Origin of the sequence: Burkholderia sp. BKH01 (assembly GCF_025685725.1) — a bacterium.
Lineage (GTDB): Bacteria > Pseudomonadota > Gammaproteobacteria > Burkholderiales > Burkholderiaceae > Burkholderia > Burkholderia pyrrocinia_C.
In genome coordinates this window covers 116,936-140,871 of record NZ_JAOTQT010000015.1, presented here as the reverse complement: position 1 = coordinate 140,871, position 23,936 = coordinate 116,936, and the positions used below count along the sequence as shown (strand labels likewise).

The 23,936-nt window shown below is 62.7% G+C and carries 19 protein-coding genes; 9 read left to right on the top strand and 10 right to left on the bottom strand.

All coding sequences use genetic code 11. The features are described 5' to 3' along the window. Position 1: 1 nt before the first annotated feature. The 8 genes from OEJ37_RS21770 to tssB form a co-directional block, all read right to left on the bottom strand. Positions 2-259 (bottom strand): PAAR domain-containing protein, encoded by a 258-nt coding sequence (locus OEJ37_RS21770; protein ID WP_263345547.1) that lies wholly within the window; start codon positions 257-259, stop codon positions 2-4. A gap of 62 nt (positions 260-321) precedes the next feature. Further along, positions 322-2,262: a DUF2235 domain-containing protein gene (locus tag OEJ37_RS21765; RefSeq protein ID WP_263345546.1), complete on the bottom strand. Its 1,941-nt coding sequence runs from the start codon at positions 2,260-2,262 to the stop codon at positions 322-324. A gap of 292 nt (positions 2,263-2,554) precedes the next feature. Beyond that, a complete protein-coding gene (locus OEJ37_RS21760) occupies positions 2,555-3,346 on the bottom strand; it encodes a DUF3304 domain-containing protein (RefSeq protein ID WP_263345594.1) in 792 nt (263 codons plus the stop codon). Positions 3,347-3,465: 119 nt separating this feature from the next. Then, positions 3,466-4,230: a DUF3304 domain-containing protein gene (locus OEJ37_RS21755; protein ID WP_263345545.1), complete on the bottom strand. Its 765-nt coding sequence runs from the start codon at positions 4,228-4,230 to the stop codon at positions 3,466-3,468. Next, entirely contained in the window at positions 4,223-5,215 is a 993-nt protein-coding gene (locus OEJ37_RS21750) for a DUF4123 domain-containing protein (protein ID WP_263345543.1), read from the bottom strand. Before OEJ37_RS21750 ends, OEJ37_RS21755 begins: the two co-directional genes overlap by 8 nt. Then, positions 5,215-7,566 carry a type VI secretion system Vgr family protein gene (locus tag OEJ37_RS21745; protein ID WP_263345541.1) on the bottom strand — a complete coding sequence of 784 codons (2,352 nt, stop codon included), beginning with the start codon at positions 7,564-7,566 and terminating at the stop codon, positions 5,215-5,217. Before OEJ37_RS21745 ends, OEJ37_RS21750 begins: the two co-directional genes overlap by 1 nt. 80 nt (positions 7,567-7,646) lie before the next feature. Next, positions 7,647-9,197 (bottom strand): type VI secretion system contractile sheath large subunit, encoded by a 1,551-nt coding sequence (tssC, locus tag OEJ37_RS21740; protein ID WP_174420108.1) that lies wholly within the window; start codon positions 9,195-9,197, stop codon positions 7,647-7,649. A 73-nt stretch (positions 9,198-9,270) separates the two neighbouring features. Further along, positions 9,271-9,783 (bottom strand): type VI secretion system contractile sheath small subunit, encoded by a 513-nt coding sequence (gene tssB / locus OEJ37_RS21735; RefSeq protein ID WP_263345539.1) that lies wholly within the window; start codon positions 9,781-9,783, stop codon positions 9,271-9,273. 574 nt (positions 9,784-10,357) lie between these two features. On the opposite strand from tssB, the gene tssK reads away from it, so the two are divergent. From tssK to tssE, 6 genes are all read left to right on the top strand, one after another. After that, the gene (gene tssK, locus OEJ37_RS21730) at positions 10,358-11,707 is read left to right on the top strand and encodes a type VI secretion system baseplate subunit TssK (RefSeq protein ID WP_263345538.1); all 1,350 of its coding nucleotides are present in this window, start codon (positions 10,358-10,360) and stop codon (positions 11,705-11,707) included. Then, the gene (locus OEJ37_RS21725; RefSeq protein WP_263345536.1) at positions 11,707-12,462 is read left to right on the top strand and encodes a DotU family type IV/VI secretion system protein; all 756 of its coding nucleotides are present in this window, start codon (positions 11,707-11,709) and stop codon (positions 12,460-12,462) included. The genes tssK and OEJ37_RS21725 overlap by 1 nt, the downstream gene beginning before the upstream one ends. Continuing rightward, positions 12,372-14,222 carry an OmpA family protein gene (locus tag OEJ37_RS21720; RefSeq protein ID WP_411859276.1) on the top strand — a complete coding sequence of 617 codons (1,851 nt, stop codon included), beginning with the start codon at positions 12,372-12,374 and terminating at the stop codon, positions 14,220-14,222. The genes OEJ37_RS21725 and OEJ37_RS21720 overlap by 91 nt, the downstream gene beginning before the upstream one ends. A 94-nt stretch (positions 14,223-14,316) precedes the next feature. Beyond that, positions 14,317-14,802 (top strand): Hcp family type VI secretion system effector, encoded by a 486-nt coding sequence (locus OEJ37_RS21715; RefSeq protein WP_006479553.1) that lies wholly within the window; start codon positions 14,317-14,319, stop codon positions 14,800-14,802. Positions 14,803-14,942: 140 nt separating this feature from the next. Next, a complete protein-coding gene (gene tssH / locus OEJ37_RS21710) occupies positions 14,943-17,657 on the top strand; it encodes a type VI secretion system ATPase TssH (protein ID WP_263345513.1) in 2,715 nt (904 codons plus the stop codon). Then, positions 17,654-18,076, top strand: a complete 423-nt coding sequence (gene tssE / locus OEJ37_RS21705) for a type VI secretion system baseplate subunit TssE (protein WP_047903624.1) — start codon at positions 17,654-17,656, stop codon at positions 18,074-18,076. The genes tssH and tssE overlap by 4 nt, the downstream gene beginning before the upstream one ends. 10 nt (positions 18,077-18,086) lie before the next feature. Here tssE and OEJ37_RS21700 read toward each other — a convergent pair whose 3' ends face one another. Then, positions 18,087-18,872, bottom strand: coding sequence for an NAD(P)H-dependent oxidoreductase (locus OEJ37_RS21700; protein WP_175917603.1), 786 nt, complete (start codon positions 18,870-18,872; stop codon positions 18,087-18,089). An 86-nt stretch (positions 18,873-18,958) separates the two neighbouring features. Between OEJ37_RS21700 and OEJ37_RS21695 the strand changes: the two genes are divergently transcribed. Together OEJ37_RS21695 and OEJ37_RS21690 are read left to right on the top strand one after the other, a co-directional pair. After that, positions 18,959-19,852 carry a LysR family transcriptional regulator gene (locus OEJ37_RS21695; RefSeq protein ID WP_174420114.1) on the top strand — a complete coding sequence of 298 codons (894 nt, stop codon included), beginning with the start codon at positions 18,959-18,961 and terminating at the stop codon, positions 19,850-19,852. Between the two features lie 215 nt (positions 19,853-20,067). Further along, a complete protein-coding gene (locus OEJ37_RS21690; protein WP_124446315.1) occupies positions 20,068-20,472 on the top strand; it encodes a DUF2471 family protein in 405 nt (134 codons plus the stop codon). Between the two features lie 184 nt (positions 20,473-20,656). Here the strand turns inward: OEJ37_RS21690 and OEJ37_RS21685 are convergent, their stop codons facing one another. Further along, positions 20,657-22,690: an NADPH-dependent 2,4-dienoyl-CoA reductase gene (locus tag OEJ37_RS21685; RefSeq protein WP_263345508.1), complete on the bottom strand. Its 2,034-nt coding sequence runs from the start codon at positions 22,688-22,690 to the stop codon at positions 20,657-20,659. Positions 22,691-22,765: 75 nt separating this feature from the next. Here OEJ37_RS21685 and OEJ37_RS21680 point away from each other — a divergent pair, with 75 nt between their 5' ends. Beyond that, on the top strand, positions 22,766-23,875 hold the full coding sequence (locus OEJ37_RS21680; RefSeq protein ID WP_263345506.1) for an AraC family transcriptional regulator: 1,110 nt from the start codon (positions 22,766-22,768) through the stop codon (positions 23,873-23,875). Positions 23,876-23,936: the final 61 nt, after the last annotated feature.

Here is a 23,936-nt window from a genome sequence, read left to right as displayed (position 1 = left end):
ATTAGCAGCGCCCGCTGTTCGGAAGAGTGGAAAGCAAACGACAGCCGCACTCGCACACATCGTCGTGCTGCGCGACTTCGCGACCATCATCGAATGCACCCGAGGTTGCGGTTGCGATATGGTTGTCACCGTGCCGCGGGCAGGTCACGGGATCGTGGAGCCGGGCCAGCGGACGGCCCATGAAAAGGCGCTTGTCCGAACCAGCCGTTACGTTGCCACCGCCGGTGTGGCTGTCTCCGACGCGAATGATGCCTGCCATATGTCCCCCCGAAATAAACTGGAATCGCCACCGCAGTTCGACAGTGAGCGATTGATCTTGCGTTACAAGCGTCCCGGCAACCGGGCAGCAGGTGCCATCGCCTCGCTGGTCCGCTTGACGCGTTCTCCATGCTTTTCGACGCGCTTGCGTTTTTTTTCCTCGTCGACATAGTCGCTATTTCCGAACGTGTCGATAGCGCGTGTCTGGAAGTACAGATTCGACGACAGCACGTGGTCATGCCAACTCGTCAACATCGTGTCGTGAACCAGCAGATCGAATAGCGCCATGACTTTCGGCGGCAGCGGGTTCTTGCCGCTCAGGCCCATCTTCCATGCCTGGATCAGCGCTTCCTGTTCTGGCGTCATCATCCAGGCTTCGATCGCCGTTGCGCTGAACTCCGGGTCGGCGTCCCATGGCAACGCACCGTGTTGAGCCATTTCACGTATGACATTTGCCGATTTCTGCAACCCGGTTTGCTGGGATTCGCGTCGCATCAGCTCTTCGGATTCGCTTTGGATACGCTCCCAAACGCCCACGGAAGGGCGCGCTTTCTCGATGCCTGCGTCACGACTGGAAAGCATTTCCGGAATGAGCGAGTTCTGCCAACGTGCCAAAGCTTTTCCGAGCGTCACGCTATCGGCCGGTGGTCGCTGGTTGCGCAGTGCGACATACGCGGCCTCTGCGTCGTTGCGCTCCTTCAAAAGCTCCCGGTGCCGCGACGCAAGCCCGTCGAATCGACTCGTCATGGTTGCGCGAAACGCGGGCGATTGATAGCGAACCGCCATCCAGCGCAGGAACACCTGCATGTGTTCAAGGAAATTCAGGCGCGCGACGTAGGGAACCATCTGACGGTACGCGTCAACCAGTTCTCCGATTTTGTAAGTTGCTTTGCCGTCGGAGACGGGATTTGCGAGGGTGAACTTGGCAAACGTTTCACCCTTGAACTTAAACAGGTCCTCCATCGTATCGAGCACGACTCCATGTGAGACCGCCTCGTTAAGCATGTCGCGTAAAACGACACGCTGCAGTTCCGCGCGTGCCCCATGCGTCCCCGGAGGCGCGCCGCCCGTGATGTCTTCGCTCGTTCCGGGATAGAGGTATTGAAGCCCGCGCGTGTTCTCAAGGCTATCAAGTCGCTGATAGAAACGCAGCTCGTGAGCCGCAGCAAAATGCACGCATCGCTGCACCGACGCCGGCACCGATAGATCGCGGTCTCCGTAGTTCTGTTTGAGCAAGCCAAGGACCGGCACGATCCCTAGTAGCTTGTTTTCCTCCATCAACGAAGACACGGCATCCAGCAGTCCGAGGAACTTGATTTCGATCGGAATAGCCGTCTGGTTGGGATCTTTCGGATCGACAAAGGCCAGCTTCGTATCGCTCGGGCGCTGGTACCTTTGAGTCAGCTCATTCGCGAGTGCTCGAGCCAGAACACAGCCACGATCAGCACCGAAGATGGATACCTGGATCCGCTGGATCTTCGGCATTTTCTGCTTGACGTCGTCGATCGATTTTTCAAACTGGTTCATCGCGGCCGCCAATCGGTCCTCGATGCCTGTTCCAAATACACGGGCGATCGCACGGTTGTCGCGAAACCATGGAATCGAATCAAGTCCGACGCCAAAGAACACCGACTTGGCGGTACTCCAGGCAATTGACGGAAAATTCTTCTTCGCGTCGTAAAGAATCGCGCGAGTGGCGGCACGACCGCGTCGAAGCCAGCGATTGTCGCGCTGCAGTTGCAACATTCGACCGATATTGCGCGGCGCGGATTCGACAGAGTCGACCAAGTCCTTGAAAGACTTCACGATCGGACGGTACGAAAATTCCTTGAACCCCTTCTTGAGTCCTTCCGTGATAGTGTCTTCCGGGTCGACGGGAAGTCGTTTTACACCGGTTACGTTCTTGCCGACACTAGTTGCGATCGAGCCTGCTGCTTTGGCTCCTTGTTTTCCAAGCTTAAATCCGGCAGAAACAATCTGACCCTTTCGAGCCTCCTTATTCAACTCGGTTCCGATTCCAGAATAGTAGAGTGGATACCAAAATTGGTTGGACTCTTGCCTCCGACGTCGATCCTTGTTATCGCGATGAGCTTCCCAGAGTCGACAAATATTTGAATATCGAGAAGTATTCTCATCGTCGTAGTCTCGATGGCGGCCGAATCCATCGAAAAAAAATCCGACGTGTATAACGGCTCCGCAGGGAATGCACGCGTCATTTGGATATGCCCTCTGATTCTCCCCGATTGCAGCACGCACTTCGGGCGGAGTTCGTTCCGCTGGATCCAGGAGAGTTTTATCAGTCATGCTGGCCTCTTACCGTGACTCGTTCAAAGCGATTACTCTTGATTTCTCGGACGACTGCGTCCGGCAGGCTCTGCATCGCTGCACCGAACGCACCAGGCTTGCCTTTCGTCTCCTTCAAGATCCGTTGCACGACCGGATGCTCATCAAATCTTGGATTGACTAGTTGCGCGTAGTACACGTACTGCTCCAGATCCTTCGTGTCAGTCAGGCGATACTTCAACCACCCCTGTGACGCAATCCGTGCAGTACGTCTATACGCCACGGCCATGTCATCGTCATCCGGATTAGCTGCTTTCCCGTAGTTGGTTTGAAGCCAGTGATCCACTTCCGTATAGTCAATCCTCGTCCCGCTCATGTCGTTACGCAATTCGAACTCGATGTGATCGTCCGGATAGAAATGCACCGCGAGCACCACCTCCCCCGCTCCACCAGTGACCTTGGTTGGCGGGAACTTGACCTCGGTCGTCTTGTGTATCTTCTTGATTGGCGCATACGGATCTTTCATGAATTCGTCCTGGTCATATATCTCCCAGTCGACCGTAAAATCCGTTCCCTTCAGTTTGTAGCAACAACTCAGCCTGCCAGCGCCCGCGCTTGGCGGCAAATCGCCCCCGCCTCTCGCCCTGTTGCCATACTTGTCACGAATAGTGAATCTGCTCAGATTGAACGGTGTGTAATTGAGTCCCATGATGCTGATACCGCCGTAGGTCGGCTCCGATGAAACCGCGTCGCAACCGACCAATGTCAGGGTCACAGCCCACAAGATGAAGATTCGTTTAATCATTGATGAAACATCCCAACGCAAGAACTCGATCCGACGCATGATCCTCGTCTCTCGAGCGAAACGTGCTCGAATCAAAACCGTGTCGACTCAGACGAGCGCCACTCACCACTAGATGTCGTCTAGTCAAGCCGACCTCCTCTGATATCCTGAATAACGGTATCCGGCAGGCTCTGCATCGCCGCACCGAACGCACCAGGCTTGCCTTTCGTCTCCGTCAAGATCCGTTGCACGACCGGATGCTCGTCAAATCTTGGATTGACTAACTGTGTGTAGTACACGTACTGCTCCAGATCCTTCGTGTCAGTCAGGCGATACTTCAACCAGCCCTGTGACGCAATCCGCGCAGTACGTCTATACGCAACGGCCATGTCGTCATCATTCGGGTTGGCCGCTTTCCCGTAGTTGGTTTGAAACCAGTGATCCACCTTCGTATAGGCGATCCTCGTCCCGCTCATGTCGTTACGAAATTCGAACTCGATGTGATCGTCCGGATAGAAATGCACCGCGAGCACCACCTCCCCCGCTCCACCTGTGACCTTGGTTGGCGGGAACTTGACTTCGGTTGTCTTGTGAATCGTCTTGATTGGTGCGTACGGATCCTTCATGAACTCATCTTGGTCATACACTTCCCAGTCGACCGTAAAATCCGTTCCCTTCAGTTTGTAGCAACAGCTCAACCTACCAGCGCCCGCACTTGGCGGCAGATCGCCCCCACCGCTCGCCCTATTGCCATACTTGTCACGAATAGTGAATTCACTCAGATTGAACGGCGTGTAATTGAGTCCCATGATGCTGACACCTCCGTAGGTCGGCTCCGATGAAAATGCGTCGCAGCCAGCCAGCGTCAGCACCACCGCAAGCGATATGAAGACCCGTTTAATCATGCGAGAACCCTCCAGGTCCCTCGACGTCCGGTGCCACGCCAGACGCCTCGCACAAAGCGACGGCGTCGATACAACTCAGCGCGTCCCGATACGTCTGCCCGCCGTTCATGGCGCGCACCAATCGCTCATGGATCACCGGATGCTCGTCGAATCGCGGCGAAATGGCGATGCCCTTCGAAACGTAGTTCAAGAGATCATCGGCATCCTTGATGTCGTATCGACCCGCCCGCTCCAACTGTTCCGCAACACGTCGGTAAAGCGCCGAATCCGTGAGATCGTCGAGCATCGCCCCGTACATCGTGCGCAACTGCATCGCGAGCTTGTCCGCGCTACCGAGTCGCAGCAAAGCCATGTGCTGCTCGATGGTCATTGCGCGCTCTCCCTCGACGACACCAGCGGTCACACCTGCATCGTTCCGCCATACGATCTCGTTCGATTCGCGATCGCGATACCAGATCTCGGCACACGGCGAGAGAAACGCCTGGGCCTGTTCTCCGCTCCAGACTGCCCGTAACCGGGCAAGAATCCGGTTGTCGTAGAAATGCAGGAAGTACGCGCGCCTGTCCGGCGTCGAGTAACGACAGAACGCTCGAAAGTGCTCAACCAGAAGCCGCGTCGGGAACGGAGACCATATCCAAGTCAGCATGTGCTGCCCGCTCGACTCTTTCCAGAACCGCCGGACGAGCCGGCTCTGCAGATCGCGTGGATCATCAAATGCGAAACGATCGATCGCAATCAGATAGGGCGCGATGTCCGTGTAGGACTCGAGGACGGTGCCGTCCCACAGCGAGTGCCATTCCAGCCTTGGAACCCGAACCAGCAGCTTGTCGAGATCCTGGTTCGCGCGTGCATCGGCGAGTACGTACAGGTACGCCGAAACATCGCTTGCGTCGAATGCTTCGAACTGCGACAACAATCGATTGCGCCATACCTCCCATGCCGCGTCCGAGTCGCCGGCTGACATCACACGCTCGGTTCCGGTCATCAGGCGACCTCCGTCATTGCTTCGACACCGCGGTGCGCATCGAGCAAACACTCCTTGCATGGCCCAATTGGCATGCTCGGCAGTGGAACCGAAAGCGAGGCAGGGTCAGTCCAGTGGAAATTTCCGCACTTGAGCGTGATATCACCCGGGCATCCGAGTTCGATGTTGCCGCCGTCGATCTTGAGGTAGGCGCCTCCGCTCGTCAGCGTAAGCGCGCCGTGCGAGGCGGCAAGAATCTCACCATCGGTACTGGTGAAGTTGATGTTCTTCGACGCCGACAGCGCCATCGCCCCCGTGCGGGCCTGGACAACAACATCCTGTTTGGCCGCGGTGACCCGCACCCCCAGTGCCTGCGCAAAGAGCGACACCTGTCTTCCGGCCGCAACGGTGAAGTTCCGCATGATTCCGATGTCGAAATTCCCGCCGGCGGTCGCAATCAGATTCCGGTCCGCATTGACCTGCAAATGCTCCCCGGACGTGAGCCCAATACCTGAGGGCGCACTCGCGAGAATTGCCGAGCGTTTCAAGCCGTCGAGCGCTTCCGCATAGAACGACTTCTGTTGCTGCAGTTCGGCGACGGTCGCCTCTGCGGCTCGCACTGCCTCGGAAAGCGACTCCATGCGATCGATCGCCCGCTGCAACTGCTCCTGGGCGTCTTTCATGTCGAGCTGGCGACCCGCGGCGCCAACCTGCGCTTCAGTACTCAGCAGCATGCCCTTCGGGCCGCGTGCCGCAAGATGTCCGTCGGTACGTAGCTCGGCCCCCTGACCTCGTTCGTTGCGGGCATCATCAACCATGTGCCCCAGATTCAGCTCACTGGTCTGAAACGGAGTAGTCAGGTGAATATGCTCGACACCCTCCTTATCCTCCATCCGCAACTCATTCCGCGCAGCCGTACGAATAAGATTCCGCGTATGGTTCAGGTTGTTGACCAGATCCGGATGCACGCTGTCGTGCATCGCACCGATGATCACCGGCCGATTCGGATCGCCGTCCGTATGGACAATGGCCACCTCCGCCCCATCGATCAGTGGAAAGTGATGCCCGTAGTTGTCACCGCTATAAGGCTTCGCAAACCGCACCGGCCGGCTCGTCCCACCCGGGCTCCATTCGTCGAGATCGAACGGCAGCTTGATCACGTACCAGCCCTGCTCGGTCAGATACGCATACTTGTAATTCCCCGGTGACGTAATCCGAGCCGGCAGAATCCCGTCAACCACCGGCCGCGAAACCGAAGCTACCGACGTACGCCACACCCGATCCGACGGAATCCCCTCGAACGCCACCCAGTACGCCTCGTTCCGCCCGCCACACGACTCGACCGACGTCACGAAAATCCCGTGCTTCGCATCGACCTGATTCGGCTCGACCCGCATCACCTCACCGGCTTCGAGCCAGAACGGATTGCCCGTCCCCTTGAACGTGATCTGCTCGGCCAGATGGGCTTCGTGCCGCAACCGGGCCACCCGCTTACCTTCTTCGGGCGTCTCGTAATGCTCGCCCCAGCGATAATCGACGGCGTTCGTCGTCTTGTCGTCGCGCGCCGTGTTTTCCTCAACCAGCAACGACACCTCGGCCTGCCGATGGTTGTAGTCATGCAACCGCACCGCTTCCAGCACACGCTTCATCTCGCGCCCGAGTGTCTTGATCGCATCGGCGCCGACGCTCTCCAGCCCCGAGTCACGTCGATACGGCACCGTGCGCTGCTTGCGCGCATACGCATCCAGATCGTCGCCGAACACGACCACGGCGCGATCCTTCTTCTGCTCCCAGCGAAACCAGATTCCCTCTTCCGCGCAAATGCGCCGGATAAACGCGAACGTCGTCTCGTGATACTGCGTCACGTACTCGCGACGCTTGTACTGCCCGCGCAACTGAAACTGGAAATCGACACCTGCGCGATACCCGTAATGCCGCAGCGTATCGGTCACGATCTCCTCGACCGACTGCTTCTGAAACAAACGGCTGGTCACACCACGGTCGAGATCGGCCAGCGTCGGCTCAAGCACGACCCGATAGCGCGTTTCATCCGCCGACGTCTCCAACTCGTCGAACTGCGTGATCACGCCATGAACCGTATACGCCGCAGGCTTCGCACTGAACTGCGCCGCGTTCTCCCCGAACATCTTCCGCAGGTAATCCATGTTCGGATCGATCGGATCGGCACTGAACTTCGCCGGCCGGCCCAGCACCTGATCCATCGGAATCCCCGCCGCCGGGCTTGTGAATTCGATCTCGTATCGATAAAGCTGGCTCACGCGGTCCAGCCCGGTGAACGTCAGGATCGAGAACGGCGCCGGATGCGGCGCCAGCTTCAATTCATAAGCCTGCGTAGGCAAAATCATCGACATGGATTCTCCCGGTCGCGCAACACGCGCTGCGCCGCCGGGGCAACCATCGATACCCCGGCGGCTCGCACACAAACGTCAGATCAGTTCTTGGCCTTCGGCATCTGCGACACGAGCGACAGCCCGATATCCATCCCTTCGACCTGGAAGTGCGGCACGATGAACAGCTTGATCCGGAAGAAACCCGGGTTGTCGTCGATGTCCTCGACCGTCACCTTCGCGTCGCGCAGCGGGTGCGATGCCTGCAGCTCGTCGCCGGGATCCTTCATCTCGGTCACGAGCCCCTTGATCCAGCCGTTCAGTTCGAGTTCCAGCAACCGACGATCCTTGGTCGTGCCGATGTTTTCGCGCTGGATCAGCTTCAGGTAGTGCGCGATACGCGACAGCAGGAAGATGTACGGCAACCGCGCGTTGATGCGACTGTTCGCCGTGGCTTCCTTGGTCTCGTACAGCGCAGGCTTCTGCGTCGAGCTCGCGGAGAAGAAACATGCGAAGTCGTGGTTCTTGTAGAACGACAACGGGATGAAGCCGAGATTCGCAAACTCGAATTCGCGCGTTTCCGGAATCAGCACCTCGGTCGGAATCTTCGGCTGATAGCCGGTGCCGAGGTCGTACAGGTGAACCGGCAGATCCTCGACCTTGCCGCCCGCCTGCGGCCCGCGAATCTGCACGCACCAGCCATTGCTGACAAAGCTGCGCACCATGTTCGCCGCGAACGCGAACGACGCGTTCACCCACAGGTACTTGTTGTGATCGGGGCCCTTGACGGCTTCCTCGTAGTTGAACGCCCGCACCGGCGCCGTATCCTTGCCGTACGGCAGACGGCCGAGCACGCGAGGCATCGTCAGACCGACGTAGCGGGCGTCGTCGGTATCGCGGAAGCTCTTCCACTTGATGTATTCGGCGCGATCGAAGTAGTTGCCGATGTCCTGGATCGCCGCCACTTCCTCCATCGACTGCTTGCCGAAGAACGCCGGCCCGACCGAGCCGATGAACGGCATGTGCGCGGCAGCGGCCACCTTCGAGATGTTCCGCAGCAGCGCAACATCCATCGGCGAATTCGCAAACTCGAAGTCGCTGATCATCGCGCTGATCGGCTGGCCGCCCGGCGTGTCGTATTCCTCGATGTACGTCAGGCGATACAGGCCGCTCTGGATCAGTTCGGGCGTGTCCTCGAAATCGCGCTGCAGCGCATCCTTCGACACGTCCAGCACCTCGATTCGCGCGTTCTTGCGGAAATCGGTACGGCTCACGAGCATCTTCAGGCCACGCCAGCGCGCTTCGAGCGCCTGGAATTCCGGTGCATGCATCACCGCGTCGAGCTGGCGACCGATCTGCCGGTCGATCTGGCCGATATGAAAGTCGAGCAGCGACTTGTCCAGACGATCGACCGGCTGGCTCGCCTTCGCGACGAGCTCGAGGAACGCGCCCATCCCGCGTGCGATGCGCTCGTCGGCCGACGCCTCGGACAGCATGTCGTTGTCGCGGAACGCCTCGAGCGGGCGCGCTTCGTTGACGGGCTTCAGGTTGATCTTGCTGCACAGCGATGCATAGACGCTGTCGATATCCCCGTGCGGGGCATCCAGCACGACGGTCTCGGTCGCGCCGGCCTGCTGCGTTTCAGTGGATTTCATTTCGGGTCCTGTCTGCGATCGAATCGCTACGATGTTGCGGAATGCGCTGAACGCGCGCTTTGCCCGGCGTCGCTCACGCATGCCCTTCCGGCTGCGTCGCGGCGGTCGCGATCTGCGCGAGTTCTCCACGGAGCTTCGCGGACAGTCGGTCGTCCTTCAGCACCTTCTCGAACTCGCGACGGAACGTGCCGTTGTCGAGCAGGTTCGATTTCAGGTCGCGCAACAGATTGCGCATCGCGAGGAGCGCCTGAAGCTCCGGAATCTGGCGCGCCACCTGCTCGGGCTCGAAATCCTTGATCGACCGGAACGACAGGTTGACGGGCAATTCCGAGCCGTCGCCGGCCAGCGTGTTGATCGCAGCGATCCTGAGATCCGGTGCGTAGTCGGCCAGCACGGCATCGAAGTTGTTCTTGTCGATGTTCACTTTCTTCCGCTCGGCCAGCGGCGCCTGCTCGCGGCCGGCGCTGAAGTCGCTCGCCACCAGCAGCTTCAGCGGCAGTTCGACCTTCTTTTGCGCCCCGCCCGTATGCAGATCAAGAGTGATCGACACCCGGCTCTTCGGGATCTCTCGCTGAAAGCTATCCAATTCGTTCTCCTTATCTCGGGAAGCTTGAAGACTCCGCGATGTGCACCGGCAACCGCTGGTGCTCTGTCGTTCACGTCACCTTTGCTCAACCCCGCAACACGTATTGACGGACGACCGAATCGGATATTCGCGGCACGACATCCGATTCAGGCGGCAAAAAATATCACGCACCCTCACACGAAGTAAACCATCAAAATTGAAAACCGATCACCAACCACAAATTAAATTTCACAAACAATACTAGTACGAATACACAAAACCCCACCCCAACTTATCGGATCGAGACCAACCCATATACAAAACCAATCCCAAATAACGCACCACACCACCCAAGCAACTGATTTTTATGAATAAAAACCGATCAGCAAGATCGGACAAATCCCAATAAATCAACGCACCACAAATCCATCCACTAGGAAATCCACCAAGTCACTAAATCTCAAAATCAACCTCTTTCTTATCTCGATATAAATGACACATTCGTCAACGATTCACCCAATTCCGGGGTATACGAAATCTGAAAACGATGGTTAGAATCGGCGCCTCATAATTCCTAATCGATATAGACCAAACCATGCGGATCGAAAAGCCGCTCTGGCATGAAGGGCTGATTCTTACGCAGCAGCATTTCCAGCAGCAGGACCGCTGGAACGGGTTCGCGCTGCAACAGCTGGCGTCGGCCATCGCCGTATCGCCTTGGGGAACGCTGAACGTCGACGTCGACGAAGAAGCACTGGCCTCCGGCCGCCTGAAGCTCACGCGGCTGCGGCTACGCTTCCCGGATGGCACGCCGGTCGACACGACCGTCGCCGACGCACTGCCGCCCGCTCGCGACCTCGTCGGTGAAATTCCTGCCGAGACCCAGACCGTCGATGTGCTCGCCGCACTCGCGCTGCCCGATGCGAACGGCAGCAACTGCCGTTTCGACGAAACGGCGCTGGCCCGCCCGCGTCGTGCGTACCGCGAATTCGTCAAGGTGACGGACCTGAACGGAACGGCGGAAACCGAAATCGCCGCCGAGCGCCACGCGGTCCGGTTGCTGTACGGCTACGAATCGCACGCCGACGATACGGCATGCGCGATCGCCCGCCTGACGCGCACGACGAGCGGCCAGTTCCAGATCGATCGCGGATATGTGCCGCCCTGCCTGTCGCTGTCGGGTCATCCACTGCATATCGAGCGCATCCGGCGGCTTGCGGATATCCTCGCCGCCAAAAGCGCGCTCCTCGGCGCGCGCCGCAGTGAACGGATCGAGCAGGTAGCCGAATACGGCGTCGCCGATGTCCAGCTCTACTGGCTCCTGCACTGCATTCATCAAGCGTGGCCGCAACTGCGCTTCCTCGCGTCGCATCCGGGGCAGCCCACGGATCGCCTGTACCAGGTACTCGCTCAGTTGGCAGGGTCGTTGACCACGTTCTCGACGCGCGTGTCGCTGACCGACATCCCGCCCTACGATCATGCCGGCGCACATGAAGTCTTCGCGACGCTCGAATCTCTGATCCGCGATCTGCTGGACGCAATCATCCCGTCGCGCGTCGTGTCGATCGGGCTTTCGCATACGACGCCGACAACCTGGGCCGGCCAGTTCCGTGACGAGCGGATCGTCGTAGGTGCGGCGGACTGGTACCTGTCCGTCAACGCCGCGCTGCCGGCATTCGAGCTCGTCGAGCAGTTTCCGCGCCTGTGCAAGATCGGTGCGCCGGACGACGTCGAGCACATCGTCAATTCCGCGGTGGCCGGCATTCCGCTCAAGGCCGTGCAGCGCGTGCCCGGCGCCATTCCGGTCCGGCTGGACAACCACTACTTCGCGCTCGATGCGCATGACGCCGCGCATGCGCGGATGCTCGCCGCACGCGCTTGCCAGATCTACCTGCCCGCGTCGATTCCGGACGCGTCGATCGAACTCTATGCGGTGCTGCGCTGATGAATGCCATCGTCTCCACGCGTCAAGATTCCGCGCTACTGGCGCGGGAGCCATCGCCCGACCGCTCGCCCCGGCCTTCGATGCGGGCACAACTGCGCGATACGGCGCTGCTCGTCACCCATCTGTCGAACGGTGGGCAGGTCGACAGCCAGGAAAATCTGCGTCAACAGTGCGTCCGGCTCATCGCGCAGTTCGCGACGGCACTCGATGCTCAAGGGATCGCCGCCGATATCCGGGACGACGCCGTCCTCGCCCAGTGCGGGCTGATCGATGAAGCGGCATTGCGGCACCTTCCCGCATCGGACAAGGGGAACTGGGAGTCCCGACCGCTGCAGGTCGACCGATTCGGCACTCACGACGCGGGAACGCGCATCTACGAGCGCCTCGAGCACCGGATGCGCGAACCTGCACCGAACGTCGATCTGCTCGAATGCTATGCAGCCGTGCTCGGCCTGGGGTTCCGCGGCCGTTACGCTGCCCGTTCGGGCCCACAGGCGAATGCCAACGAAGGCGAAGCGAAGCGGCAGGCATTGATCGCTGCGCTGGTCGCTCGGATCGATCAGTTGCGACCGACCTCACGGCCGGGGTTCGTCACCGACCGCTCGCACACGCGGCTGATCGACCGGCTCAGACGCCTGTCTCCGTGGGCGATTGCGGGAACGGCATGCGTGGTCGCGATGTTCGTGTGGTTCGCGTGGGATCGCATCCTCGATGCGGAACTGGCACAACTCGTCCAGAAAGCGAAGCGGCCGTGACTTCCGATACCGCTCTCCCGTCGGTGGCAACCCGTGCCGACGCCGATGCCGCGCGCGCGGCCCTGTCGGGGCTCGGCTACCCGCTGCGCACGGTCGTGATGATCTCGGCCGCACTGGCGCTTGCCGTCATCGGATGGGTTTTGCCCGTCGACCGCGGCGTCATGTGGGGATTGATTGCGATCGTCGGCGCGCTTTCGATGCTGATCGTCTGGTTGCATTCGCGCAGATTGACACATGCCCGCGAACAAAACGTGCACGTGATCGCGCAACTCGGCGCGGCGACCGCCGACCTGCCCGTCTCGCTGCGCACCAGGATGCCGCTCGCCCTCGTCACCGGGGACGGCCTGCCCGCCTTGTTCGATCGCGACGCAACGCGGTCGCGTTTCGTCCACGTCGGCGACGGCGCAATCTGGTTGCGGGCCGATCGCCCCAAGGATCTTCCCCGCCTTGCCGTCGCCGTCCGCCAGTGGCGGGACGGTCATGCCCCCGATTGCGTCGTGTTGTCGGTCGCGCCGGGACTTCATGCGAACGACGATCTCCTGTCGCAAACGCTACGCGTCATCCGGCAGGCAGTTGCAGACACGTCGCGCATGCTTGGCGCGCCGCTGCCGGGCTACGTCGCGATCTATCAGCGACTCTCCGATACAGCCGTTTCAGCGGAGCCGGCGGCCCAGTGGTATGGCGTATCGGCAGGCTCACCGATCGCGGACACGCACCGTTTCGACTCCGCGATCGACGCAGCCGAATCCGATGCCCTCCATGCCGACGCAAGCCACGCAGTCGCGGCACGCGCCGCCGGGATCGGATCATTGATCGGATGGACTCGCCGTACCGTGTTCGACACGCTGACGGACCGACGCCAGCCTGCGTCTCCCTGGCCGTTGTTCGGCGCCGGCTGGCTCGACCATGGCCCCGCGACGGGCCCCGGCAAGCCATGGGAACGCGAAGTCCGGGCGCGCATCGGTATCGCACCGGCCGCGCTGCCTGCGTCACCTGCGCCGTGGCCGCTGCCGCAGCCGCTGATCGACGCGATGCCGCGCCGGTCGCGGCGCTCTCCGCGCGTCACCGCAGTCGCGCATGTCGTCGCGGTCGTTGCTTGCGCGGCCACCGCCGCCATCTGCGGCGCCGCGAAAAACAACGAAACGCTGATGACCCGAATCGGCGAACACGTCGAGCGCTACCGCCGCCTCCCCGCTACGCAAGACGCCGCGAAGCGTGACGCGCTCAAATCCCTCTCGTCGGACCGCGACCAGCTCGACCGCTATGCCCGCGTCGGCGTTCCGCTCCGCCTTTCGTTCGGCACGTATCGCGGCGCTCGACTGCTGCCGATGCTCGACGACGCGATCGCCTCCTACGAACCGCCCGCGCCGCCGCCCGCCGTCGTCACGCTGGACAGCATGTCGCTGTTCGACAGCGGCAAAGCACAGCTGAAGCCGGGCACCACGCGCGCGATGGTCGATGCGCTCGAACTGATCAAGGCGCATCGCGGCAAACGCGTACTTGTCGCCGGCTATACGGACGACCAGGGCCGCCCCGACCGCAACCTGAAGCTGTCGATCGACCGCGCGACCGCCGTGCGCGACTGGCTCGTCGATGCATCGGGCTTGCCGACGACGCAATTCGCGATCCAGGGCTACGGCGATACACGGCCGGTCGCGGACAACGCCACGCCGGAAGGCCGGGCAAGGAATCGCCGGGTCGAAATCACGCTGGTGCCAGATATTCCGGCGCCGGCCACTTCGATCCGCACCGCGATGTAACACGCGTTTTGGTTCCCGGGGCATCCGCCCCGGGTTTGTCAGCGCCGGAATCCGGTTCCGGCAATTCGCAGTACGAATAAGAAGGAGTGGAAATATGGCAATTCCGGCCTACATGTGGCTCAAGGACGACGGCGGTGCGGACATCAAGGGTTCGGTGACCGTCCAGGATCGCGAAGGCAGCGTCGAACTGGTCGCGTTCGATCACGGCGTGCACATCCCGACCGACGGCAACACGGGCAAGCTCACCGGCACGCGCGTGCACAAGCCGATCACGCTGACGAAGGAGACGGACGCGTCGACGCCGTACCTGTACAAGGCCGTAACGAGCGGGCAGACGCTGAAGTCGGTCGAGATCAAGTGGTACAAGATCGACGACGCGGGCAAGGAGAAGGAGTACTTCAATACGAAGCTCGACAACGTGAAGATCGTCGCCGTGAAGCCGAAGATGCTCGACATCAAGAACCCCGACTACGAGAAGCACAACCATCTCGAAGACGTCGAACTGCGCTACGAGACGATCACGTGGTCGTACAAGGACGGCAACATTATCCACAAGGACACGTGGAACGAACGTTCCTGATGCACTGACCGACTGGCGGAATCCGATGCGTGCTCGCGCCGGATTCCGACGCATCGGCTGCCCGCCCGCTCGCAACTGGTTCCGCAGGTTCGCATGGGCATCGACGATCACGCCCTCTCCCTTCCTGATCCGCTATCGACATGACGCCGCCTCTCCGGGACGCCTCCCATCTCATTCGCCGTCTCAATCCCCATTGCACGCGCGCGCTCGAAGCCGCCGCGAGCCTGTGCCAGACCCGGCTCGCGGACGAAATCGCGGTCGAGCACTGGGTGCTGAAACTGATCGAAGCGGACGACGGCGACATTCCGGCGATCCTGCGCCACTACGATCTCGATATCGATGCGGTGTGGGATGCGTTGATCGACGTGATCGACCGCATGCCGCGTACGTTGCGCGGCATGCCGGCGCTATCACGGCAGCTCGCCACGGTGATCGAGGATGCGTGGACGCATGCGGTGTCGGACGATTCCAACGGCACCATTCGCTCAGGCCATCTGCTGCAGGCGATCGTCGACGCGCCGCACGTCTTGCGCACGCAACGTGCGTGGCCGCTGTTGTCGGTTTCGAGCGCGCAGATCCGGCGCGTGCTGCCCCGGATCGGTCGACGCTCATCCGAGAACGCGTCCGATGAAATGGCGTTGCAGCCGATAACGTCGCCAACCGCCGATCCGTCCGGCAATGTCGCGACGGAAGCTTCCATCGATCGTCATGCGCTCCCGGCACCGTCTCGCGCCACCGACGACAATGCACTCGCGCGCTTTGCGCTCGACCTGACCGAGAAGGCCCGCCGTGGCGAGATCGACCCCGTCTTCGGCCGCGACCGGGAGATCCGGCAGATGATCGACGTGCTGGCGCGCCGTCGCAAGAACAACCCGATCCTGGTCGGCGAGCCGGGTGTCGGCAAGACCGCGCTGGTCGAAGGGCTCGCGTTGCGCGTGATCGAAGGCAGCGTTCCGGAAACGATCCGCGACACGCGCATCCTGACGCTCGACCTCGGCTTGCTGCAGGCCGGCGCAGGCGTGAAGGGCGAATTCGAGCAACGGCTGAAGAACGTGATCGACGAGGTGCGGACATCGGCGACACCCATTCTGCTGTTCATCGACGAAGCGCATACGCTGATCGGCGCGGGCAACGCGGCGGGCGGCGCCGACGCGGCCAACCTGCTCAAGCCGGCGCTCGCGCGCGGCGAGTTACGCACGATCGCGGCAACCACGTGGGCCGAGTACAAGGAATATTTCGAACGCGATGCCGCGCTCGAACGGCGCTTCCAGATCATCAAGGTCGACGAGCCGGACGACGATACGGCCTGCCTGATGCTGCGCGGGCTCGCAAGCCGCTATGCAAAGCATCACGACGTCCACATTCGCGACGAGGCGATCGTCGCGGCCGTTCGGCTATCACGCCGCTACATTCCGGCCCGGCAGTTGCCGGACAAGGCCGTCGATCTGATCGACACGGCTGCCGCGCGCGTGCGCATGGCGCTCGACGTGCCGCCGGTGGAGCTGCAACAGGCACGCGCGACACTGACGGCACTCGAACTGGAACGCGCCGCGCTCGATGCGGATTCCCGTGCTGGAATAGGCGACCTCACCGAGCGGCGCGCCACGATCGACACGGAACACAACGCAGTGCGCGACACCGCAGACACGCTGCTCGGCCGGTACACGCGAGAACGCGAACTCGTCGACGTCTTGCGCACCCTTCGCGGCGCGGCCGGCCCCGCGCCTGATCCGGCAGCCATTTCCGATGCCATCGATGCGCTGTCCACCGTTCAGGGCAAGTCGCCGATGATCGACGCCGACGTTGATGCGCAATCCATCGCGCGCGTTGTCGCTGAATGGACCGGTGTGCCGGTCGGCAATCTCGTCGACGACGAACTCCGGAGCCTGCTCACGCTCGAAGCGACGCTCGCTGCGCGCGTGGTTGCGCAGGACGATGCGATCGGTGCGCTGGCGGAGAGCCTGCGTACCGCCAAGGCCGGCCTGAAGAACGAGCACGCACCGCTCGGCGTGTTCCTGCTCACCGGGCCGTCCGGCGTCGGCAAGACCGAAACCGCGCTGGCACTCGCCGACCTGCTGTTCGGCGGCGAAGCCGCGCTGACGACGATCAACCTGTCCGAGTACCAGGAAGCGCATACGGTATCGCAGCTCAAGGGCTCGCCGCCCGGCTACGTCGGTTACGGACGCGGCGGCGTCCTGACCGAAGCCGTGCGTCAGCGTCCGTACAGCGTCGTGCTGCTGGACGAAGTGGAGAAAGCGCATCGCGACGTGCTCGACATTTTCTATCAGGTGTTCGACCGCGGCACGATGCGCGACGGCGAAGGGCGCGAGATCGATTTCCGACATTGCGTGATCGTGATGACGTCCAATCTCGGCAGCGCGCAAATCGACGATGCAACGGCCGAGGATCCGGCAATCACGCACGAGGCGCTGCGCGAAGCCGTTCATCCTCAGTTGGTCGCTCACTTCCAGCCTGCGCTGCTCGCACGCTTTCAGACACTCGTCTATCGACCGCTCGGTGCGGCGGCGCTCGCGTCGATCGTCCGGATCAAGCTGGACAAGATCGCCGAACGCCTTCATCGGCAACACGCGGTGACACTGACGTGTGCGGACGATCTGATCGCATCGATCGCGCAGCACTGCGTGTCGCGCGAATCCGGCGCACGCGGCGTCGACGCATTCCTGAACCAGCGCGTGCTTCCGGTCGTATCCCGCGAACTGCTTGGACGGATGGCATCGGGCATTACGCCAGGGCAAATCCTGTTGTCGGCCACCGCCGAAGGATCGTTGACGATCGACTTCGTCGACGCGCCGACAGCCGGCGATCCCGGCACTACGCGATGGAACGACCGATGACCGCCGGCCCCTCGCTCTACGACATGCTGCTCGGCCAGATCGGTGGCGAACCGATCGGCGCTTATGACGACCGGACGCTCGAATGCCTGAGCGTGCAGCAAAACGTACGCCGCATTCTCAATACACGGGCCGGTGCGCTCAAGCATCTGCCCGACTACGGGCTACCCGATCTCACGAACATCTACAAGGCACTGCCCGCATCCGCGCACTTGCTCAAGCAGCAGATGGAAGCAACGCTGCTGAAATACGAGCCGCGCATTCGCTCGATCGACGTCGGGATCGTCGACAACCGCGATCCCGGCATCCTGGTCAGCTTCGAGATGACGTGCCACCTGAAGAATGCCGGGCTCGTGCGATTCGGCACCTACTTCGAGCCGCCGGGCCGCCTGCGCGTCGAACGACGTATCGATCGGTCATGATCGTGCGCAATCAGCGCCCATGCACGAGATGCGCCGCGAACCCCGCCTTCCCCGGCGCAACCTCCTCCTTCAGCGTCAACGCCGGAATCTCGTAATCGCCTGCATTCTGCCGCCGGAACGGAATCGGCTGCGCGGTCCACAGATCGTCGAGACGCCTGCCGAGTGCCGCGCGCGTTTCCTCGAAGCGCGCGTCGTTCATCTTTCCCGTCCGGTAAATCACGAACGGCGGCAGCACATCGAAACCCGGGTAATACAGAATCCCGTGATGAATCGGGAACAGCACGTCGTCGATCGGCCCGTTGATGCCGCGCGGGCTGTAGTGCGACTCCCAGCCGCCGGTCGTCACGATCACCATCGCACGCTTGCCTGCCAGCGAGCCCTCGCCGTAACGGTCGCCCCAGTGCTTGTCGGAATGCTCGCCGACGCCGTATGCGAAACCGTACGCATACACGCGCTCGACCCAGCCCTTCATGATCGCCGGCATCGAGAACCACCACAGCGGAAACTGCAGGATCACGGCATCGGCCCACTTCAGCTTGTCCTGTTCGCACGCGATATCGTCGCGTTGCGTGCCCGTCTCGAATGCACGCTTCGAGTCGAGCGCAGGATCGAAGCGCGCATCGGGCGCTCGATCGATCACGTCGCTCGCATCAAACGCCGCCTTCCAGTTCATCGCATACAGGTCGGTCACCTGCACGGTGTGGCCGGCCGCTTCGAGATGCTCGACGGCAAAGTCGCGCAGCGCGCCGTTCAGCGAACGCGGTTCGGGATGGGCATAAACGATCAGCACATTCATGTTCGTCACTCCGTTGATTGGATAACTGCAGGATGCCCCCGCCGAAGGTATATTTGAAATGAATTCCTGATATTCCAGGTATAGCCATGAATAATCTCAGGCGACTCGATCTGAACCTGCTGGTCACGCTGGACGTGCTGCTCGCCGAGCACAACGTCACGCGCGCGGCCGAAAAGCTGAACATGTCGCAACCGTCGGTGAGCGTGCAGTTGCAGAAACTGCGCGACCTGTTCGGCGATCCCCTGCTGCTGCCGGGGCCGCGCGGAATGCGGCCGACCGCGCGCGCGGAAGCGCTGCGCGAGCCGCTGCGGGATGCGCTCGAAGCCGTCGAACGCGCGGTGGTTCCGGCCACGCCATTCGATCCCGCGACCGCGACGAACACATGGCGCGTGGCCGCGACCGACTACGGGGAATCGACGATCGTGCTGCCCGCGCTGAACACGCTGCGGGCGGCCGCGCCCGGTACGCGGCTCGCCGTCGTCGAGCTCGTGCCGCCGCGCATCGAGCAGGACGCCGAGCGAAACGGCATCGACCTGGCCTTTCATACGACCGAGGGCTCGCCGCCAGGCATGCGGCGCCTGCCGCTGTTCGTCGAGCGATACGTGCTCATCGGCCGCGCCGGGCATCCGAAGCTGAAGCGGCGCCCGACGCTCGCGCAGTTCGGCACACTCGAACACGTGATCGTGTCGCCCGATGGCGGCGGCTTCTTCGGCGTGACGGACGAAGCGCTCGCGAAAGTTGGCGCCACGCGACGCGTCGTGCTGTCCGTGCCGCATTTCCTGTTCGTGATGTCGGCCGTCGCCAGCACCGATCTCGTCGCAATGCTGCCCGAGCGGCTGGTGCGCGACGTGCCCGCACTGCGCGTCGTGGAAGCGCCGGTCGAGGTGCCCGGCTATGAAATGTCGATGCTGTGGCACGAGCGCGTGCATCGCGATCCCGCGCATCGGTGGCTGCGGGAGACCATCGCGGAATCGGTGTAAGCCGAATGCGGCCCACGGAATCGGCGCGACAACGCGCCGGCAGCGCTCGCGTACCGGCTTCCATCGGCTTCCCGACGTCCACTCGTGTCCGCGCCGGCAAGATTCTTCATCCGGGACTTGAAACCGCCTTGAACACTGTATATATTTACAGTGCTTTTGCACCATTTGACCCGAATTCCGTCATCCACAGACGGACGGACTTTTGTGAGGCGACCATGTTCCAGTCATCCGCATTCGATCCCGAGCAACCTGGCTTCAACCCCGTCCACTTCGAGCGCGCCGCGCAGCGGGCGGTCGTCGATCTGCAGCGTGTCGTCGGCGGCCCCGCGCAGCGGGCGCTCGGCCTGCGACGCCGCACCCACCCTGCCGCCGTTCGCACGATGAGCTGGCAGGCGCTGCTGAACGTCGAGGAGCTGGCCTTCTCGAATGCCGGCTTCCTGAACCGCAACGATCCGACCGTCGTCGACGCATTCATCCGGCTGCGCGACAGCCGGCTGGTCGCCGCGGACGTCGAGGAACCGGTCGACTGGCGTCGCGACGACGACGATCTGCCGGCCGTCTACCTGATCGTCAAGGCGATGCTCGAAGCGGAAGAGGAAGAACGCGCCGAAGCGGCCTGAGCCGCGCCGGCCGATCGCGGTCTGCCGGGAGCGCGCCGCCACGTTGCGTGGCGACGCGGTACGTCTTCTTCGCTGCCATCCTGCGCCCGCAAATCAGCGCATCGGATGGACAATCACGGGCCGTCGCGCAGGCAGACCACCGCCACGCGACGACCGTCGTAATGACCATCGAACCGACCGCCCGTTACAGCCGCGCCGCGAGCCGCGCGCCCTGATCGATCGCGCGCTTCGCATCGAGTTCGGCGGCCAGTTCCGCGCCGCCGATCAGGTGCACCGAGCGCCCGGCCGCCTGCAGCGGCGCGAGCAATGCGCGCTGCGGCTCCTGCCCCGTGCAGAGCACGATCGTGTCGGCTTCGATCAGCTCGTGATCGGTGCGCTGCTCGCCGTACGACACATGCAGCCCGCGCGCATCGATCAGCTCGTAGTTCACGCCGCCGATCATCTTCACCTGCTTCATCTTCAGCGTCGCACGGTGAATCCAGCCGGTCGTCTTGCCGAGCCCCTTGCCGAGCGGCGCGGCCTTGCGCTGCAGCAGCGTCACTTCACGCGCGGGCGCCGCGACCTGCGCACGCGTCACGCCACCGCGCGTCGCGGCCGGGTCGGTCACGCCCCACTCGGCCTTCCACTCTTCCAGATCGAGCGCCGGCGACTCGCCGTCCTGCACCAGATACTCGGCGACGTCGAAACCGATCCCGCCCGCGCCGACCACCGCGACACGCCGGCCGACCGGCTGCTTGCCCGCGAGCACGTCGATATAGCTGAGCACGTTCGGCCCGTCCTGCCCCGGAATCTTCGGGTCGCGCGGCGCGACGCCCGTTGCGAGCACGATCTCGTCGTAGCCGCCCGCGATCAGGTCGCTCGCGTCGACGCGGCGGTTCAGGTGCAGGTTCACGCCGGTCAACTCGACCTGGCGGCCGAAGTAGCGCAACGCTTCATGAAACTCTTCCTTGCCCGGAACCCGCTTCGCCATGTTGAACTGGCCGCCGATCTCGGCTGCGCCGTCGAACAGGTCGACCTGATGGCCGCGCTGCGCGAGCACGGTAGAGCAGGCGAGCCCGGCCGGCCCCGCGCCGACCACCGCGATGCGCTTCGGCTGCTGCGCACGCGTGTATTTCAATTCCGTCTCGTGGCACGCGCGCGGATTCAGCAGGCACGACGCGATCTTGTTCTTGAACGCGTGATCGAGGCACGCCTGGTTGCAGCCGATGCAGGTGTTGATCTCGTCGGCGCGGCCCTGCGCGGCCTTGACGACGAACTCGGCATCCGCGAGCAGCGGGCGCGCCATCGACACCATGTCCGCGCAGCCATCCGCGAGAATCTGCTCGGCCACTTCCGGCCGGTTGATCCGGTTGGTTGTCACGAGCGGAATGCCGACCTCGCCCTTCATTTTCTTCGTCACCCATGCGAACGCGCCGCGCGGCACCGACGTCGCGATGGTCGGCACGCGCGCCTCGTGCCAGCCGATCCCCGTGTTGATGATCGTCGCGCCCGCGCGCTCGACAGCCTTCGCGAGCTGCACGGTTTCGTTCCAGTCGCTGCCGTCGGGAATCAGGTCGAGCATCGACAGCCGGTAGATCAGGATGAAATCGCGGCCGACCGCTTCGCGCGTGCGCTCGATGATCTCGATCGGCAAGCGGATGCGGTTCTCGTACGAACCGCCCCACTGGTCGGTGCGCTTGTTCGTATGCATCGAGATGAACTGGTTGATCAGGTAGCCCTCGGAGCCCATGATCTCGACGCCGTCGTAGCCGGCTTCGCGCGCGAGCTTCGCGCAGCGGACGAACGCGCGAATCTGCCGCTCGACGCCGCCCGCGCTCAGTTCGTGCGGCACGAACGGCGAAATCGGCGATTTGATCTTCGACGGCGCGACCGCGAACGGGTGATAACCGTAGCGGCCCGTATGCAGGATCTGCAGCGCGATCTTGCCGTCCTCCGCATGCACGGCGCCGGTGATCTCGCGATGCCGCCGCGCGGCGGCCGACGTCATCAGCGTGCCGCCGAACGGCTTGGTCCAGCCGGCCACGTTCGGCGCGAAGCCGCCCGTCACGATCAGGCCGACGCCGCCGCGCGCGCGTTCGGCGAAATACTCGGCGAGCCGCGGCAGCGTCTTGCGGCTGTCCTCGAGGCCCGTGTGCATCGAGCCCATCAGCACGCGGTTCTTCAGCGTCGTGAAGCCGAGATCGAGCGGCGCGAGCAGATGGGGAAAGGTGGTCGTCATGATGATCCTGCCGGTAAGCGATGCCTGCCATCGTAGGCGCGCGCCGCCTTGAACGTGAGGGGGCAAACAGCCATAATGCTTGTCATTTCCGGCCAAATCGACATGACCTCCCCACTCGCCAAGGACCGCCTCGGGCTGCGCCGGCCGACGATTCCGGTGGCCTATACGCGCCTGCTGCTGCAGGCGCTGGCCGCGCGCGGCGTCGACCTGGCCGCCGTACGTGCCGGTACGGGCCTGCGCGACGCGGTGCTGGCCGAACCCGACGCGCGCGTCGCGCCGTCGCAATGGGGGCGGCTCGTGCTCAATGCGATCGAGATCGGCGGCGATCCGGGCATCGGGCTCGCGTTCGGGCTGCTGCTGAAGCCGACCGTGCACGGCTTTCTCGGCTATGCGACGCTGACCGCACGGGACATCCGCGAAGCACTGTCCGTCACGCAACGCTACTTCCGGATGCGCAACCGCCAATATCGGCTGACCTATGCGGAAGACGAACGCGGCGCGACGCTCGAACTGCACGGCGTGCAGGCCAGCCCGGTGCTGCAGCATCACGTGATGTTCGAATTCGTGCTGACCGGGCTCGCGCAGAACATCTCGCAATGGTCCGGGCGCGCGTCACCGCCGATCGCGCTGCAATTCATGTGGCCGGAGCCCGCGTATTTCGCGCGCTATCGCGACCAGTTGCCGCCGGTCGAATTCGGCTGTGCGGCGAACGCGCTGTGGATCGCACGGGACGTGCTCGACTGGCCGCTGCCGCTCGCCGACGAAGTCGCGCACCGGCAAGCGCTCGTGCAGGTCGAGCGCGAGTACGCGCAGGTGCGGCAGGAGGAAGGCGATCTGGTCGAGCGCGTGCGCGCGGAGCTGGCGAGAGCAACCGGCGTCTATCCCGGCCCGGAATCGCTCGCCGACGCGCTGCTTGTGTCGACGCGCACATTGCGGCGCCGGCTGGAGGAAGCAGGTTCGAGCTATCGGCAATTGCTCGACGAAGCGCGGTTTCGCGACGCGAAGCAGTTGCTCGCCGCATCGGATCTCGACCTGAAGACGATCGCCGAGCGGCTGCAATTCACCGATCCGGCGAATTTCACGCGCGCGTTCCGGCGCTGGGCCGGGCAGACACCGAGCGCGTATCGGGAAGCAGCGGCCGATTCGATGCTATCGGCGGCGACCGGCGCACCGGCACTCGAATAACGTCGGGATATCGGCGGCACGGTTCGTGCGTGCCCGAGCATTTCAGCGTCACGCAAAGGGC